Genomic DNA, 14,081 nt, shown 5'->3' with positions numbered 1-14,081 from the left:
CTCTATGGAACCACGCGCCGCCGACGGTTCGGGGCGGGCGGCAGGCGGTCCGCGACGCCCGCGACGGCGGCGAGCGCGTCCGGGCCCGGCGCCCAGCGGGCCGCGGCCATGTCGACGCGCCCGCCCCGCCGCGGGGTGCCCTCTGCCTCCCAGTGTGCCGCGGCCTCCGCCCGCAGGGCCGGCGGCAGCGTGCCGTCGGCGCGCAGGATCCGCCACCAGGGCGCCGCGCCGCCACTTCCGGCCATGGCCGCCCCGACCTGCCGGGGGCCGCCGGCCCCGAGGAGCTCGGCCACGTCGCCGTAGGCCAGCACGCGCCCGGGCGGGACCATGCAGGCCACGTCCAGGACGGCCTCGGCGTAGTCGCTGCGCATGGCCCCAGAGTAGGCGCCGCTAGGGCTCCCGGAGGTCCTCGACCGTCGCCTCGAGCCGCCGGTTGGACTCCTCGAGCCGGAGCACGTGCGCGATGCCGGCCAGGTTGAGGCCCTCGTCCAGCAGCTGGCGGATCCGGCGCAGGGCCACGAGGTCGCGCTCGCTGTAGAGGCGGGTCCCGCCGGCGGTGCGCGCCGGACGGAGGAGGCCCCGCTGCTCGTACTGGCGCAGGTTCTGGGGCGCGAGGCCGACCAGCTCCGCCGCCACGGAGATGCCGTAGATGCCCCGCTCCGGTTCCGGCCGTTCCCGCTCCACCCGTTCCGCCTCTCCCCTCCGGTCCGTCCCGGTGCCGCCCGCGGCGGCCACCGGTCGGCCCTTGCGCGCTTCTCGATCTCGCGCTATAAAAAACATGCACTCACGAATATAGATCATCTGCATCAGAGGAAGCACCCAGTCGTCTGTTGGACCTGTTCCGGGAGTGAGAAGACCATGACGCAGCGCAGTGCGCGGCCGCACCGGCCCCCGCGCCCCACCGCCGCCCGGGCCGCCCCGCCCGCCGCCGCCGGCCCCGGCTAGCCGGCCCCCGAACGGGGGCGGCGGTCCGGCCGCGATGCCGACGAGGGGCAGAGAGCGAACGGCTCCGCCCATCGCCTGCCCGGCAGTTCCCGCGGCACCCGCCGACCCCTCCGGCGCGGGACCCGGCCCGGGGGCGGGATCCCGGGCCACCCATCCCCCCACCCGGGTGCCGCGGGCCCGGCTCGCCCGGGCCCGCGGCACCGCAGCCCGAGCGTGCCCAGGAGTCCGCATGAGCGCATGGCGCCCCTACAACCATTCGCTGTTGCCCGCCTTCCACGAGCGCTTCGAGGAGCGCTGGGGACCGGGGACCGCCCCGTTCCTGGATCCGGAGGCGCAGGACCCGCCGTCGCCCAGGGCCCAATGGATCAACGTCGACACCGGCGCCGCGGTCGCGGTGGTGCCGATGTGGGCGGACGATCCGGAACACCGCTCGTTCGGCGTCTTCTACCTGCCGCCCTCCGGCGACATCTGGGTGCTGCACCCGGGCCCGACGGCCTACGTCCAGCCGGGCGCCGGCGCCAGCGGCGAGGAGGCCTCCTTGCGCAACCGGGCCTTCCACAAGGCGGTGAGGCACGCGGAGGAGTTCATTTTCGGCCTCCGCCCCTAGCCGGGGCCCCGGGCGGGACCGGCGGCGCCGAACCGTCCCCGGCTGCCGGTAGCGTGGTCCCCATGGGCAACTGGCATGAACTCCCCCGCGCGGCCTTCGACCTCGAAACGACCGGCCGCGATCCCGAGACCGCACGCATCGTCACCGCGTCGGTCCTGATCGTCAACGGCCGGCACGAGGTCATCCACCGCCGCGACTGGCTCGTGGACCCGGGCGTAGAGATCCCGGACGGGGCCAGCGCCATCCACGGCGTGACCACGGCGCGCGCCCGCGCGGAGGGCGCCGATGCGCCGACGGCCGTCGGGGAGATCGGGGCGCTGCTGGCCGACCTGTTCCAGACCATGCCGGTGCTCGCGTTCAACGCGTGCTACGACTTCACCGTGCTGGCCCGGGAGGCCGCCCGCCACGGCGTCGACGCGCCGGCGCCCGCCCCGGTGATCGACCCGTACATCATCGACAAGCAGGTGGACCGGTACCGGCGCGGCAAGCGGACGCTGGGACACCTGTGCGAGTTCTACGGCGTGCCGCTGGACGGGGCCCACACCTCCGGCGGGGACGCGGCCGCCACGGTCGGCGTCGCGCTGGCCCAGGCGCAGCGGTACCCGGGCGAGCTGCTGATCGACCCGCTGGCCCTGCACGACGCGCAGGCCGGCTGGGCGGCGGAACAGGCGGCCAGCCTCCAGGAGTACCTGCGGCGCAAGGACCCGGCCGCGGCCGTCGACGGCTCGTGGCCACTCCGGGCGCCCACTGTGCCGTAAGTCACACGAGTGGCGCGCAACATGGGCGTCCAGGGGGCCTCGGGGAAGACGCGTGATCTTCGCCGGAATCGCCCGCCGGGAGCGAATCGTTCGACTCGGGGGCCCGCAGGCATCGAGTGCGGCGGTCGAACCGGAATGTGACGCCGATTAGCCGCCGAATCTTCGACGGTGGTTAAATGGCGTGTAATGTTCTCCCCCTTCTTCTCCCCCACCGAGGTTGCCCCGTGATCACTGTGTCCGACCTCCGGAAGGTCTACCGGCAGGGCGGCCGCGACGTCGCCGCCCTGGACGGGGTCTCCCTGTCCGTCCCGCAGGGTTCTGTCCACGGCATCATCGGCCACTCCGGCGCCGGCAAGTCGACCCTTGTGCGCTGCCTGACGCTGCTCGACCGTCCGACCGCCGGCTCCGTCGTCGTCAACGGCCTGGACCTGGCCACCGTCTCCGCCTCCAGCCTGCGCTCGGCGCGCCGCCGCATCGGCATGGTCTTCCAGCATGCCAACCTGCTGTCCTCGCGCACGACGGCCGAGAACGTCGCCTACCCGCTCGAGGTCGCCGGCGCGCCCAAGGCCGAGGCCGCCGCGAAGACCGCCGAACTGCTGCGCCTGGTCGGCCTCGAGGACTTCGCCGATGCCTACCCGGCCCAGCTCTCGGGCGGCCAGCGCCAGCGCGTCGGCATCGCCCGGGCCCTGGCCGCTGACCCCGACGTGCTGTTGTGCGACGAGCCGACCTCCGCGCTGGACCCGAAGACCACCGGCGAGATCCTCGACCTCATCCGCGACCTGCGCGACCGCCTGCGCCTGACCGTCCTCGTCATCACGCACGAGATGCACGTGGTCAAGCGGATCTGCGACTCGGTGTCCCTCCTGGAGGCCGGCCGGATCGTCGAGCACGGCGCCCTGGGCGAGGTCGTCTCGGCCGGCGGCCGGCTGTCCCAGGCCCTGCTGCCGCTGCCCGGCGAGGCCGCCGCGGAGCCCACCGGCGGGGCGGTCCTGGACCTGCTCTACTCGGGCGGCCGGGCAGACACCCCCGTGGTCTCCGACCTGTCCCGCCGCTTCGGGCTGGACGTGAACCTGCTGGCCGGGACCGTCGAGGACCTGGCCGGCGACCGCTTCGCCCACCTGCGCCTGCAGCTGCCCGCCGGCACGGACGCCGGTCCCATCGTCGAGCACCTGCGCGGTCTCGGCATCACCACGACCGTGAAGGGAGCCTGAGCATGGACTGGCTGACCTCCCTGGGGACCAACCCGGGCATCACGCGCGCGCTGCCCGAGGCGTTCGTCGAAACCGTCCAGATGATCGTCATCTCGGGCGTGTTCACGGTGGCCATCGGCCTGCCGCTGGGCGTCCTGCTGCACACCTCCCGCCGTGGTGGCCTGGCCCCCGTGCCGTGGCTGAACACGCTGCTCTCCGGCGTGATCGTGAACATCACCCGCTCCATCCCGTACGCGATCCTCATGGTCGCCCTGATCCCCTTCACCCGCTGGATCGTCGGCACCTCGATCGGCCCGATCGCCGCGACGGTCTCGCTGGTCATCGGCACGGTCCCGTTCTTCGCGCGCCTGGTCGAGACGGCGCTGCGGGAGGTCCCCTCGGGCACCGTCGACGCGGCCACGGTCATGGGCTCGACCCGGATGCAGGTCGTGCGCAAGGTCCTGCTGCCCGAGGCCATGCCGGGCCTGCTCGCCGGCGTGACCACCACGCTGGTCATGCTCGTCGGCTACTCGGCGATGGCCGGCCTGATCGGCGGCGGCGGCCTGGGCCGCCTCGCCTACAACTACGGCTACCAGCGCTTCGACACCGGTGTCATGGTCGTCACCATCGTGGTCATGGTCCTCATCGTCCAGGCCATCCAGCTCGTCGGCGACTGGCTCACCCGCCGCGCCGACCACCGCTAGCCTCCCGCCCACGCAGTCACCCACCTCGAGAACAAGGAACCACCGCATGCGCAAGCACCTTGCCCTGGCCGCCACCGGCCTGACCGCCCTCCTCGCCCTGACCGCGTGCGGTGCCGGGTCCGGGGAGCCCTCGGCCCAGTCTCCCGACCCCGAGAACCCGGTCGTGGTCACGGTCGGCGCGAACCCCGTCCCGCACGCCCAGATCCTCGAGTTCATCGACCAGAACCTGGCCCAGGAGGCCGGCATCGACCTCGAGATCCAGGAGTTCGACGACTACCAGCTGCCGAACGTCGCCCTCGACGAGGGCAGCATCGACGCCAACTACTACATGCACGAGCCGTTCTTCAAGGACCAGGTGGCCACGAAGGGCTACGAGTTCGAGCACGGCGAGGGCGTCCACATCGAGCCCTACGCCGCCTTCTCCAGCAAGCACGAGTCGGTCGAGCAGATCCCGGACGGGGCGACCATCGCGATCACCAACGACCCGGGCAACCAGCCGCGCGCGCTGAAGATGCTCGAGGAGGCCGGCCTGCTCAAGGACATCGAGGACGACTCCGCGGCCCTGACGCTCACCGCCGCCCAGAACCCGAAGGGCCTCAAGTTCGAGGAGAACCAGCCCGAGATCCTCGTCCAGCTCGTCGACGACCCGAAGGTCGACCTGGCCATCATCAACGGCAACTTCATCCTGCAGGCCGGGATGAGCACGGAGGACGCGCTGATCGTCGAGTCCATCGGCGCCGACAACCCGTACGCCAACTTCCTGGCCTGGCGCGCCGGCGAGAAGACGCCCGCGATCACGAAGCTGGACGAGCTGCTGCACTCGCAGGAGGTCAAGGACTACATCACCGAGACGTGGCCGAACGGCGACGTCACGCCGACCAAGTAGCCCCCGCGCACGGAAGCCCCGGAACCGCTTCGGTTCCGGGGCTTCCGTGCGTCCGCGGCCGGGCCCGGCGGGGCGCCGGCTCCGCTACGCGGGACGGGCCGCCGCGGCGGCGCGGGCCGCGGCGGGCAGCGCGTCCGTGATCCGGCCGATCGCCTCGTCGTCGTGCGCGGCGGAGAGGAACCAGGCCTCGAACACGCTCGGCGGCAGGTAGACGCCCTGCTCGAGCATCGCGTGGAAGAACGGCCCGTAGCGCCACGCCTCCTGCGCCTGGGCCTGCGCGTAGTCGTGCACGCCCGTCGCCGAGGTGCCGAACGCGACGGAGAACAGGTTCCCGGCGGTCTGGATCGAGTGGTCGACGCCCGCGGCGGCCAGCGCGTCCGACAGGGCCGTGCGCACCGTGGCGGCGGCCGCGTCGATGTGGGCGTAGACCTCCGCCGTCGCGTGGGTCAGCTGCGCGATGCCCGCGGCCATGGCCACCGGGTTCCCGGACAGCGTGCCGGCCTGGTAGACGGGCCCGGTCGGGGCCAGGTGGTCCATGACCTCGGCGCGCCCGCCGAGCGCCGCGGTGGGCAGTCCGCCGCCGATCACCTTGCCGAACGTGAACAGGTCGGGGTTCCAGCCCTCGGCGCGGCCGGTCAGCCCCCAGTAGCCGGCGTCCGAGACGCGGAAGCCGGTCAGGACCTCGTCCAGGATGAGCAGCGCGCCGTGCGCCGCCGTCGTCTCCTTGAGGAACCCGTTGAAGCCCTCCGCCGGCGGCACGACGCCCATGTTGGCGGGCGCGGACTCGGTGATGACGGCGGCGATCCGCGCCCCGTGTTCGGCGAACGCGGCCTCGACGGCGGCGCGGTCGTTGTACGGCAGGACCAGCGTCTCGGCCGCGGTCGCCGCGGTGACGCCGGCGGAGCCGGGCATGGCCAGGGTCGCGACGCCGGACCCGGCCGAGGCGAGCAGCCCGTCCAGGTGTCCGTGGTAGCAGCCGGCGAACTTCACGACCAGGTCGCGCCCGGTGTAGCCGCGGGCCAGGCGCACGGCGGTCATCGTGGCCTCGGTGCCGGTGGAGACCATGCGGATCCGCTCGACGCCCGGGACCCGGTCCATGACCAGCCGGGCCAGGCGGGACTCGTCCGGCGTGGAGGCTCCGAAGGACAGGCCGCGGTCGACGGCGGCGTGCACGGCCTCCTGGATCGCCGGGTGCTTGTGCCCCAGCAGGGCCGGTCCCCACGAGCACACCAGGTCCACGTAGAGGGCGCCGTCCGCGTCCGTGAGGTACGCGCCCTCGGCGTCGACCATGAAGCGCGGCGTCCCGCCCACGGACCCGAAGGCCCGCACGGGCGAGTTGACGCCCCCGGGCATCAGCTGGCGGGCGTTCTCGAACAGTTCGGCGGAGGAGGCCATCTACTTCCCTTCCTTGAGCCAGCCGGCGATCTCGGCGGCCCAGTACGTCAACACGGTGTCGGCGCCGGCCCGGCGGATGCCGAGCACGGACTCGAGGACGGCGCCCCGGCGGTCGATCCAGCCGTTGGCGGCCGCGGCCTCGATCATCGCGTACTCGCCGGAGATCTGGTACGCGGAGACCGGGACCGGGGACATCGCGGAGACGTCCGCGACGATGTCCAGGTAGGACATGGCCGGCTTGACCATGACCATGTCAGCGCCCTCGGCCAGGTCCAGCTCGACCTCCGCGAGGGCCTCGCGGCGGTTCGCCGCGTCCATCTGGTAGGTGCGCCGGTCCCCCGCCAGCTGGGAGTCCACGGCCTCGCGGAACGGCCCATAGAACGCCGAGGCGTACTTCGCCGCGTAGGCCAGCACGGCGGTGTCCTGGTGCCCCGCTGCGTCGAGGGCCTGGCGGATGACCGCGACCTGGCCGTCCATCATCCCGGAGGGCCCGAGCATGTGCGCGCCGGACTCGGCCTGCACGACGGCCATCTCCGCGTAGATCTCCAGGGTCGCGTCGTTGTCGACGCCGCCGGACGCGTCCAGCACGCCGCAGTGGCCGTGGTCGGTGAACTCGTCGAGGCAGACGTCGGACATGACGACGAGGGCGTCGCCGACCTCGGCCCGCACGTCGCGGATGGCGCGGTTGAGCACGCCGTCCGGGTCGGTGCCGGCGCTGCCGGTCGCGTCGCGCTCCTCCGGGATGCCGAAGAGCATGATGCCGCCCAGGCCCAGCCCGGCGGCCTCGGCCGCGGCGCGGCGCAGCGTGTCCGGCGTGTGCTGGACGACGCCCGGCATCGAGCTGATCGGGTTCGGCTCCGTGAGCCCCTCCCGCACGAACGCGGGCAGGATCAGCTGCTGCGGCGCCAGGTGCGTCTCGGCGGCCAGCCGCCGCATGGCGGGCGTGGTCCGCAGGCGGCGCGGGCGGTGGTGGGGGAAGCTCACGGGCGGCTCCTCGGGGTGTCGGGGTGGGTGGTCTTCTCGGCCAGGGCGCGCTCCCAAGCGTCGCACAGTCCGGCGGGGCTGGCCTCGGTGGCCGTCGCGGCGACGTCCCAGCCGAGCTCCGCGGCCTGCGCCGCGGTCGGCCCGCCGATGGCGACGACGGCGGTGTCCGCGGGCGGCGGGGTTCCCAGCCGGTGCAGCGCCCGGGCGATGGACGGTGAGGTCAGCAGCACGGCGTCCAAGTGTCCGGCGGCCAGCTCCGCGGCCAGGCCGGCCGGGTCGACCGTGCGCGGGCGTTCCGCGGCGGGGGCGCCGGCGTCGGCCCCCTCCGGCAGTGGCCCGGACGCGGCGGCGACGGCGCTGGTTGCTCCCGGCGCCGGGTCCGGGCCGAGCCGGCGGGCGGGGTCGGCGGGCGCGTCGACCGTGCGGTACGCGACCACCGGCTCGGGGACCCACCCCGCCTCCAGCAGTCCGCGGCGCAGGACGGGGGACGCGAGGTCGGCGGCGGGCAGGGCGACGCGGCGGGCGCCGTCGGGCAGGGGCCGGCCCGGCTCGGCACCGCCCGGCCGCGGCGCGCGGGGCCACGCGCGGACCAGGCCCGCGGCCGTGGCCTCGGCGACGGGGACGAGTTCCACGGCCAGGCCCTCGGCCTCCGCCGCCGCGCGGGTGGCGTCGCCGACCGCGGCGACGCGGGCGCCGCCGGTCGCCGGCCAGTCCAGGCCCAGGGCCCCGGCGCGCTCGCGCAGCGCCCGCACCGTCGTGACGCTGGTCAGGGCGAGCCACGCGTATTCGCCGGCGGCGAGACCGCGCAGCATCGCGTCGAGCGGCCCCGTGTCCTCGGGAAGCTCGAAGTCGATGAGCGGGCAGAGCACGGGCACGGCACCGCGGGCCGCCAGCTCGGCGGCCAGCCCGCCGGCCCGGTCGGCGCTGCGCAGCACCGCCGCGCTCCGGCCGGCCAGGGGCCTCCCGCGTCCCGCCGCCACGGCTAGGCCAGGCCGGTCAGCTCGGCCGCGCCCTCGGCGAGCAGCTCCTCGGCCAGGGCCACGCCCAGAGCCGCGGCGGCCATCAGCGAGGCGGCGCCGGTCGAGGCCGTGTCGAGCTCGGCGGTGCGCTCCCGGCGCAAGGCGGCGGACCCGTCCGGCGCGCACGCGACGGCCTCGAGGCGCAGCCGCCCGCCGTCGACCGTGCCGAGGGCGCCGATGGGCGCGGCGCAGCCCGCCTCGAGGCGGCCCAGCAGGGACCGCTCGGCGGTGACGGCCAGGCGCGTGGCGGGGTTGTCCATCGCGGCGAGCGCTGCGTCGACGGCGTCGTGGCCGGTCCCGGCGGTGCGGACCTCGACGGCCAGCGCGCCCTGGCCCGGGGCCGGCAGCATGGTCTCGGGGCCGAGCAGCTCCGTCGCGTACCCCTCGAAGCCGAGCCGGCGCAGGCCCGCGGCCGCGAGGACGACGGCGTCCAGGTCCCCGAACTTCTCGCGGCCCACGCCGTGGTCCTCGAGAGGGTCCAGGCCCCGGACCCGGGACAGCCGCGTGCCCACGTTGCCGCGGATGTCGACGATCTCCAGGTCTGGCCGGGCCGCGCGCAGCTGGGCGGCGCGGCGCGGCGAGCCGGTGCCGACGCTCGCTCCCGCGGGCAGCTGGGCCAGGGTCAGGCCGTCCCGGGCGCACAGGGCGTCGCGGACGTCCTCGCGTTCCGGGGTCGCGGCGACCACGAGCCCGTCCGGGTGGGCCGTGGGCAGGTCCTTGAGCGAGTGGACGGCCACGTCGCACGCGCCCTCCAGCAGGGACATGCGCAGGGCGGCCGCGAACACGCCGGTGCCGCCCATCTGCGCCAGCGGGCCGGAGACGACGTCGCCCTCGGTGCGGACCAGGACGGTCTCGGCCGGGACGCCGCTGGCGGCCTCCAGAGCCCGGGCCACCGTGCCGGTCTGGGTGGTGGCCAGGGCGGAGCCGCGCGTGCCGATGCGGAACGCGCCGGTCACGGCTGCGTCCCGATCTCGGAGTCGGCGGCCGCCACGGTCGGGCGGACGGTCCCGTCCCGCATCGGCTTCACGCAGCAGTTCGGGCGGCAGACGTCGTGCCAGGGGCCGAGGTCGGCGGCGCTGGCCCGGCCGGGCAGCAGCGGGCCGCCGTCGGGGCCGGCGAGCCGCTCGGAGACGAGGTCCACGATGCCCCGGACGAACGCGGAGTGCGTGCCGGGGGTGGGGACGCGGTGGAACGCCAGGCCCAGCTCGGCGCACGTGTCGCGGGCCTCGGTGTCCAGGTCCCAGACGACCTCCATGTGGTCGGAGACGAACCCGATCGGCACGACGACGGCGCCGCGGGCGCCCGCCTCGGCGTATCCGGCCAGCGCGTCGTTGATGTCCGGCTCCAGCCACGGGATGTGCGGGGCGCCGGAGCGGGACTGGAACACCAGGGAGTGCTCGGCGCCGCCCGCCTCGGGCACGCGCTCGAGGATGGCCCGGGCGACGGCCAGGTGCTGCGCGGTGTACACGTCGGCGTCCAGTTCCGCGGCGAGGTCGCGCGGGCCGGCGGCCTCGGCGTCGGAGACCGGGATGGAGTGCGTGGTGAACACGATCCGCACCGGGGCCCCCTCCTCGCCCCGGGCCGCGAGCTGGGCGCGGACGTCCGCGAGCCCCGCGGCCAGGCCCTCGGCGAAGGGCTCGACGAAGCCCGGGTGGTCGAAGTACTGGCGGACCTTGTCGACCTCGAGGGTGTCCTCGAGGCCGGTCTCGCGCAGCCCCATGCCCAGGTCCTCGCGGTACTGGCGGCAGCTGGAGTAGCAGGAGTAGGCGCTGGTCGTGAACGCGAGGACGCGGCGGTGCCCGTCGTCGTGGATGGCGCGCAGCGTCTCCGGGATGTACGGGCCCCAGTTGCGGTTGCCCCAGTAGACGGGCAGGCCGATGCCGCGCGCGGCCAGCTCGGCCTCGATGGCGGCCTTCAGCGCCCGGTTCTGGGCGTTGATCGGCGAGACGCCGCCGTTGGCCCGGTAGTGCGTGGCCACCTCCTCGAGCCGCTCGTCGGGGATGCCGCGGCCGCGTGTCACGTTGCGCAGGAACGGCAGGACGTCGTCTTGGCCCTCGGGGCCGCCGAAGGAGGCGAGCAGGACGGCGTCGTACGCCTTGGGCGCCATGCGGCCCGCCGGGTCGGCCGGCGCGGGGGCGGTCACCGCAGGACCTCGGCGACCGCGGCGGCGTCGATGCGCTTGCCCGTGTAGAACGGGACCTCCTCGCGCACGTGGTGGCGGGCGTCCGTGTAGCGCAGGTGGCGCATCATGTCGACGAGGTCGATCAGCTCGGGGGCCTCGAGGCAGATCATCCACTCGTAGTCGTTGAGCGCGAACGCGGCGACGGTGTTGGCGAGCACCTCGGGGAACTCGCGGCCGAGCATGCCGTGGTCGCGCAGCATCTTGCCGCGCTCGGCCGGGTCCAGCGTGTACCAGTCGTAGGAGCGGACGAACGGGTACACCGTCATCCACTCCTTCGGGTCGATGCCCTTGGCGTAGGCGGGCCAGTGGTCCTTGGAGAACTCGGCGCCGCGGTGCACGCCCATCGAGGACCAGACGATCGTGGTCTCGGCGAACAGGCCGGTGCGGCGGATGCGGCGCACGGCCTCCTGGAGCTTCTCGGCGGCGGGGCCGTGCAGCCAGACCATGACGTCGGCGTCGGAGCGCATGCCGGAGACGTCGTAGATGCCGCGCAGGACCGTGCCGTCGGCGGCCAGCTCCTCCGTGAGGGCGTCGAACTCGGCGGCGCCGGCGGAGCGGTCCCGGTCGGAGTCGCGCTTGAAGACGGTCCACAGGCTGAAGTAGAGGACGCCGCCCTCCTGGGCGCGGTCGGCGAGGACGGGGCTGTTCGATGGGTTCGCGGTCACGGTGCGGGCCTCTCTCTGCGGGCGGTTCGGTTCGGTGTCGGTGGGTCAGCTGGCGCTGACGGAGGAGCGGGCTCGGGCATCGGCGACGACGGCGGCGAGGCCGGTGCCGGAGAGCCACGCCCCGACGGCCTCGAGGCCGGGCAGCTCCGCCAGCGCCCCCCGGACCGCGGCCACCCGGTCGCGGTGGCCGGTCGTGGCGAACGGGAGCGCGGCGCGGTGGCGCACGACGTCGGAGCCGAGCAGGTCCTCCGCCCCGACGGGCACCCCGAGCAGGGTGCCGGCGTCGGCCAACGCCGAGGCGATGAGCGTCGCGTCGTCGGCGCCGGCGAGGACGGAGTCCGCCCCGGAGAGCCGGCCGTAGGACAGCCGCAGCACGTGGGTGCCCGGGCCGGCCTCGTCGGCCAGCCAGTCCCACTTGGCGGTGGCGTGGGTGAGCGCCTTCGCGGTGACGCCCGGCGTCCCGGGGGCGACGAGGACGCCGGTCCCCCGCGGAGCCTCGTCCAGCTCGGGCCGGTCGACGACGAGCGTCACGAGCGCGACGCCGGCGCCCGGCGCCGGCCGCATCTCCCCCAGCCCGGCCCGCAGGGGCGCGAGCAGGTCGACGGCGGAGGGGCCGTCCGTGGCGACGACGACGCGGCGGTAGGGCCCTGTCGCGCCCGGTGCCGCGACGGCCCAGTCGTCGCCGTCGCGGCTCAGGGCGGTGACGGGGGCGTCCAGGTGCAGGGCGGCGCCGCGGTCGGCGAGGTCGGCCACGAGCGCGCCGACGAGCCGGTGCATGCCCCCGGAGATCCCGGCGACGGCGGAGCCGGCCGGGGCCGCGGCGCGCTGGGCGGCCGCGGCCCGGCACAGCGAGCCGTGGCGGAGCATGGCGTCCCGCAGCCCGGGGGCGACGGCGTCGGCGTCCAGCGTGTCGGGGTCCGCGGAGTGGACGCCGGCGACGATGGGGGCGACGAGCCGCTCGAGCGCGGCGTCGCCGAGGCGGGCCCGCACCAGGGCGCCGAGGCTGAGCGGCTCGCGCGCCAGGGCGGGGTCCACGGGGTCGGTCAGGTCCCGGGCCGCGCGCGCGGCGCCGTCGGGCCCGAGCGCGTCGCGCACGTCGCCGGCACCGGGGTCGCCCGGGATGCCGAGGACACCGGTCTGGGGCAGGGGCCGGGCCGCCGCGCGGCCGTCGGCGCCCGGCGCGTGGAGCCACGCGCCGCCGGGCCGCGGGGTGGTCAGCGCGTCCCCGAGGCCGAGCTCGGTCGCGAGGTCGGCGACGGCGGAGTTGCGGGTCGCGAAGGAGTCGGCGCCGGCGTCGAGCACCAGGTCGTCGATGGTGTGCGGGGCGACGGGACCGCCCGGCCGCGGTCCGGCCTCGAAGACGTCGACGGCGAAGCCGAGCGCCGCCAGTTCCCGGGCGGCGACGAGGCCGGCGACTCCGGCCCCGACGACGGCGGCGCGGGCGGCGGGAGCGCTGGGCTGGCCCGCAGCGGGCCGGCGGTGTGGCACGGGGACCATCCTTCCGGGGGGTGCGCCGTGGCGGCGCGTCGGTGGGTCTTCGGGGTGGGGCGGCTACCCCGCCGCCGCCTCGCCGGGGGCGACGGAGTGCACGAGCTCGACCACGCGCGTCAGCACGGCCGGGTCGGTCTCCGGCGGGACGCCGTGCCCGAGGTTGACGACGTGGCCGGGGGCCGCGGCGCCCGCGTCGAGGACGGAGCGCACGTGCGCCTCCAGGACGTCCCACGGCGCGGCCAGCAGCGCCGGGTCGATGTTGCCCTGCAGGGGCACCGACCCGCCGAGGCGGCGGTTCGCCTCGTCGAGCGGCAGGCGGTAGTCGACACCGACGACGTCGGCGCCCACGTCGCGCATCGCCGCGAGCAGCTCCGAGGTGCCGGTGCCGAAGTGCACCAGCGGGGCGCCGAGGTCCGCCACGTGCCCGAGCGCGCGGGCCGAGGCGGGGGCGACGTGGCGCGTGTAGTCGCCCAGGGAGAGGCTGCCGGCCCAGGAGTCGAACAGCTGGCCGGCGGATGCGCCGGCCTCGAGCTGGGCGCGCAGGAACGCGCCGGACGCGTCGGCGGCCCACTCGGTCAGGGCGCGCCAGGCGTCCGGGTCCGCGTGCATCATGGTGCGCGGGCCGAGGTGGTCGCGGGACGGGCGGCCCTCGACCATGTAGGCGGCCAGGGTGAACGGGGCGCCGGCGAAGCCGATCAGCGGCGTCGTGCCGAGCTCGGCGACCGTGAGGCGGACCGCCTCGCGGATGGGCTCCAGCGCGGCGTCGTCCAGGGCCGGCAGGGCGGCGACGTCCGCGGCGGTGCGGACCGGGCTGCCGAGGACCGGGCCGACGCCGGGCACGATGTCGACGTCGACGCCGGCGAGGCGCAGCGGGATGACGATGTCGGAGAAGAAGATGCCCGCGTCCACGTCGTGGCGGCGGACCGGCTGCAGCGTGATCTCGGCGGCCAGCTCCGGCTTCAGGCACGAGTCCAGCATGCCGATGCCCTCGCGGAGCGCGCGGTACTCGGGCAGCGAGCGCCCGGCCTGCCGCATGAACCACACCGGCCGGCGCGAGGGCGTCGCGCCGCGGTAGGCGGCAACCAGGGGGGAATCTGCAGTCCGGCCGTCCATCAGCGGATGGCTTGCGCTCAACGTCATGCCCCGATTCTGCCAACTCGCGGGCGGAACCGGTAATCACCGGGGCCGGCGGGTGGCCAACGCCACCGGCCGCGACCTTGGGAAAAGCCCGGACCCACTTCCGCTCATTGGTACG

Annotated in this window: 15 protein-coding genes; 5 read left to right on the top strand and 10 right to left on the bottom strand. The window is 75.4% G+C overall.

Annotated elements, in window-relative coordinates; all coding sequences use genetic code 11:
• Positions 1 to 2 precede the first annotated feature (2 nt).
• Together AC1Q5D_RS01930 and AC1Q5D_RS01925 are read right to left on the bottom strand one after the other, a co-directional pair.
• Complete coding sequence (locus tag AC1Q5D_RS01930; protein WP_481736872.1) at positions 3 to 371, bottom strand: MGMT family protein; 369 nt, start codon at positions 369 to 371, stop codon at positions 3 to 5.
• Positions 372 to 390: 19 nt separating this feature from the next.
• Positions 391 to 684 carry a MerR family transcriptional regulator gene (locus AC1Q5D_RS01925; protein ID WP_481736871.1) on the bottom strand — a complete coding sequence of 98 codons (294 nt, stop codon included), beginning with the start codon at positions 682 to 684 and terminating at the stop codon, positions 391 to 393.
• Between the two features lie 490 nt (positions 685 to 1,174).
• Between AC1Q5D_RS01925 and AC1Q5D_RS01920 the strand changes: the two genes are divergently transcribed.
• From AC1Q5D_RS01920 to AC1Q5D_RS01900, 5 genes are all read left to right on the top strand, one after another.
• Positions 1,175 to 1,552 (top strand): hypothetical protein, encoded by a 378-nt coding sequence (locus AC1Q5D_RS01920; RefSeq protein ID WP_481736870.1) that lies wholly within the window; start codon positions 1,175 to 1,177, stop codon positions 1,550 to 1,552.
• A gap of 62 nt (positions 1,553 to 1,614) precedes the next feature.
• The gene (locus tag AC1Q5D_RS01915; protein ID WP_481736869.1) at positions 1,615 to 2,310 is read left to right on the top strand and encodes an exonuclease domain-containing protein; all 696 of its coding nucleotides are present in this window, start codon (positions 1,615 to 1,617) and stop codon (positions 2,308 to 2,310) included.
• 224 nt (positions 2,311 to 2,534) lie between these two features.
• Positions 2,535 to 3,521, top strand: a complete 987-nt coding sequence (locus tag AC1Q5D_RS01910; RefSeq protein ID WP_481736868.1) for a methionine ABC transporter ATP-binding protein — start codon at positions 2,535 to 2,537, stop codon at positions 3,519 to 3,521.
• Between the two features lie 2 nt (positions 3,522 to 3,523).
• Positions 3,524 to 4,204: a methionine ABC transporter permease gene (locus AC1Q5D_RS01905; RefSeq protein WP_481736867.1), complete on the top strand. Its 681-nt coding sequence runs from the start codon at positions 3,524 to 3,526 to the stop codon at positions 4,202 to 4,204.
• Between the two features lie 46 nt (positions 4,205 to 4,250).
• On the top strand, positions 4,251 to 5,090 hold the full coding sequence (locus AC1Q5D_RS01900; RefSeq protein ID WP_481736866.1) for a MetQ/NlpA family ABC transporter substrate-binding protein: 840 nt from the start codon (positions 4,251 to 4,253) through the stop codon (positions 5,088 to 5,090).
• Positions 5,091 to 5,174: 84 nt separating this feature from the next.
• On the opposite strand, the gene hemL is transcribed toward AC1Q5D_RS01900, so the two are convergent.
• The 8 genes from hemL to hemE are packed head-to-tail and all read right to left on the bottom strand — an operon-like array spanning position 5,175 to position 13,966.
• Complete coding sequence (hemL, locus tag AC1Q5D_RS01895; protein ID WP_481736865.1) at positions 5,175 to 6,485, bottom strand: glutamate-1-semialdehyde 2,1-aminomutase; 1,311 nt, start codon at positions 6,483 to 6,485, stop codon at positions 5,175 to 5,177.
• Positions 6,486 to 7,469, bottom strand: a complete 984-nt coding sequence (hemB, locus tag AC1Q5D_RS01890) for a porphobilinogen synthase (RefSeq protein WP_481736864.1) — start codon at positions 7,467 to 7,469, stop codon at positions 6,486 to 6,488.
• Positions 7,466 to 8,404 (bottom strand): uroporphyrinogen-III synthase, encoded by a 939-nt coding sequence (locus AC1Q5D_RS01885; protein WP_481736863.1) that lies wholly within the window; start codon positions 8,402 to 8,404, stop codon positions 7,466 to 7,468. The genes hemB and AC1Q5D_RS01885 overlap by 4 nt, the downstream gene beginning before the upstream one ends.
• Positions 8,405 to 8,451: 47 nt before the next feature.
• Positions 8,452 to 9,444, bottom strand: a complete 993-nt coding sequence (hemC, locus tag AC1Q5D_RS01880; protein ID WP_481736862.1) for a hydroxymethylbilane synthase — start codon at positions 9,442 to 9,444, stop codon at positions 8,452 to 8,454.
• Complete coding sequence (locus AC1Q5D_RS01875; protein ID WP_481737052.1) at positions 9,441 to 10,595, bottom strand: ferrochelatase; 1,155 nt, start codon at positions 10,593 to 10,595, stop codon at positions 9,441 to 9,443. Before AC1Q5D_RS01875 ends, hemC begins: the two co-directional genes overlap by 4 nt.
• Before the next feature lie 32 nt (positions 10,596 to 10,627).
• Positions 10,628 to 11,335, bottom strand: a complete 708-nt coding sequence (gene hemQ / locus AC1Q5D_RS01870; RefSeq protein ID WP_481736861.1) for a hydrogen peroxide-dependent heme synthase — start codon at positions 11,333 to 11,335, stop codon at positions 10,628 to 10,630.
• A gap of 45 nt (positions 11,336 to 11,380) precedes the next feature.
• Positions 11,381 to 12,832 carry a protoporphyrinogen/coproporphyrinogen oxidase gene (locus AC1Q5D_RS01865; RefSeq protein ID WP_481736860.1) on the bottom strand — a complete coding sequence of 484 codons (1,452 nt, stop codon included), beginning with the start codon at positions 12,830 to 12,832 and terminating at the stop codon, positions 11,381 to 11,383.
• Positions 12,833 to 12,886: 54 nt separating this feature from the next.
• Positions 12,887 to 13,966, bottom strand: a complete 1,080-nt coding sequence (gene hemE, locus AC1Q5D_RS01860) for a uroporphyrinogen decarboxylase (protein WP_481736859.1) — start codon at positions 13,964 to 13,966, stop codon at positions 12,887 to 12,889.
• Positions 13,967 to 14,081: the final 115 nt, after the last annotated feature.

The organism is Arthrobacter paludis (assembly GCF_056782315.1).
This window is presented reverse-complemented; position numbering and strand designations above follow the sequence as displayed.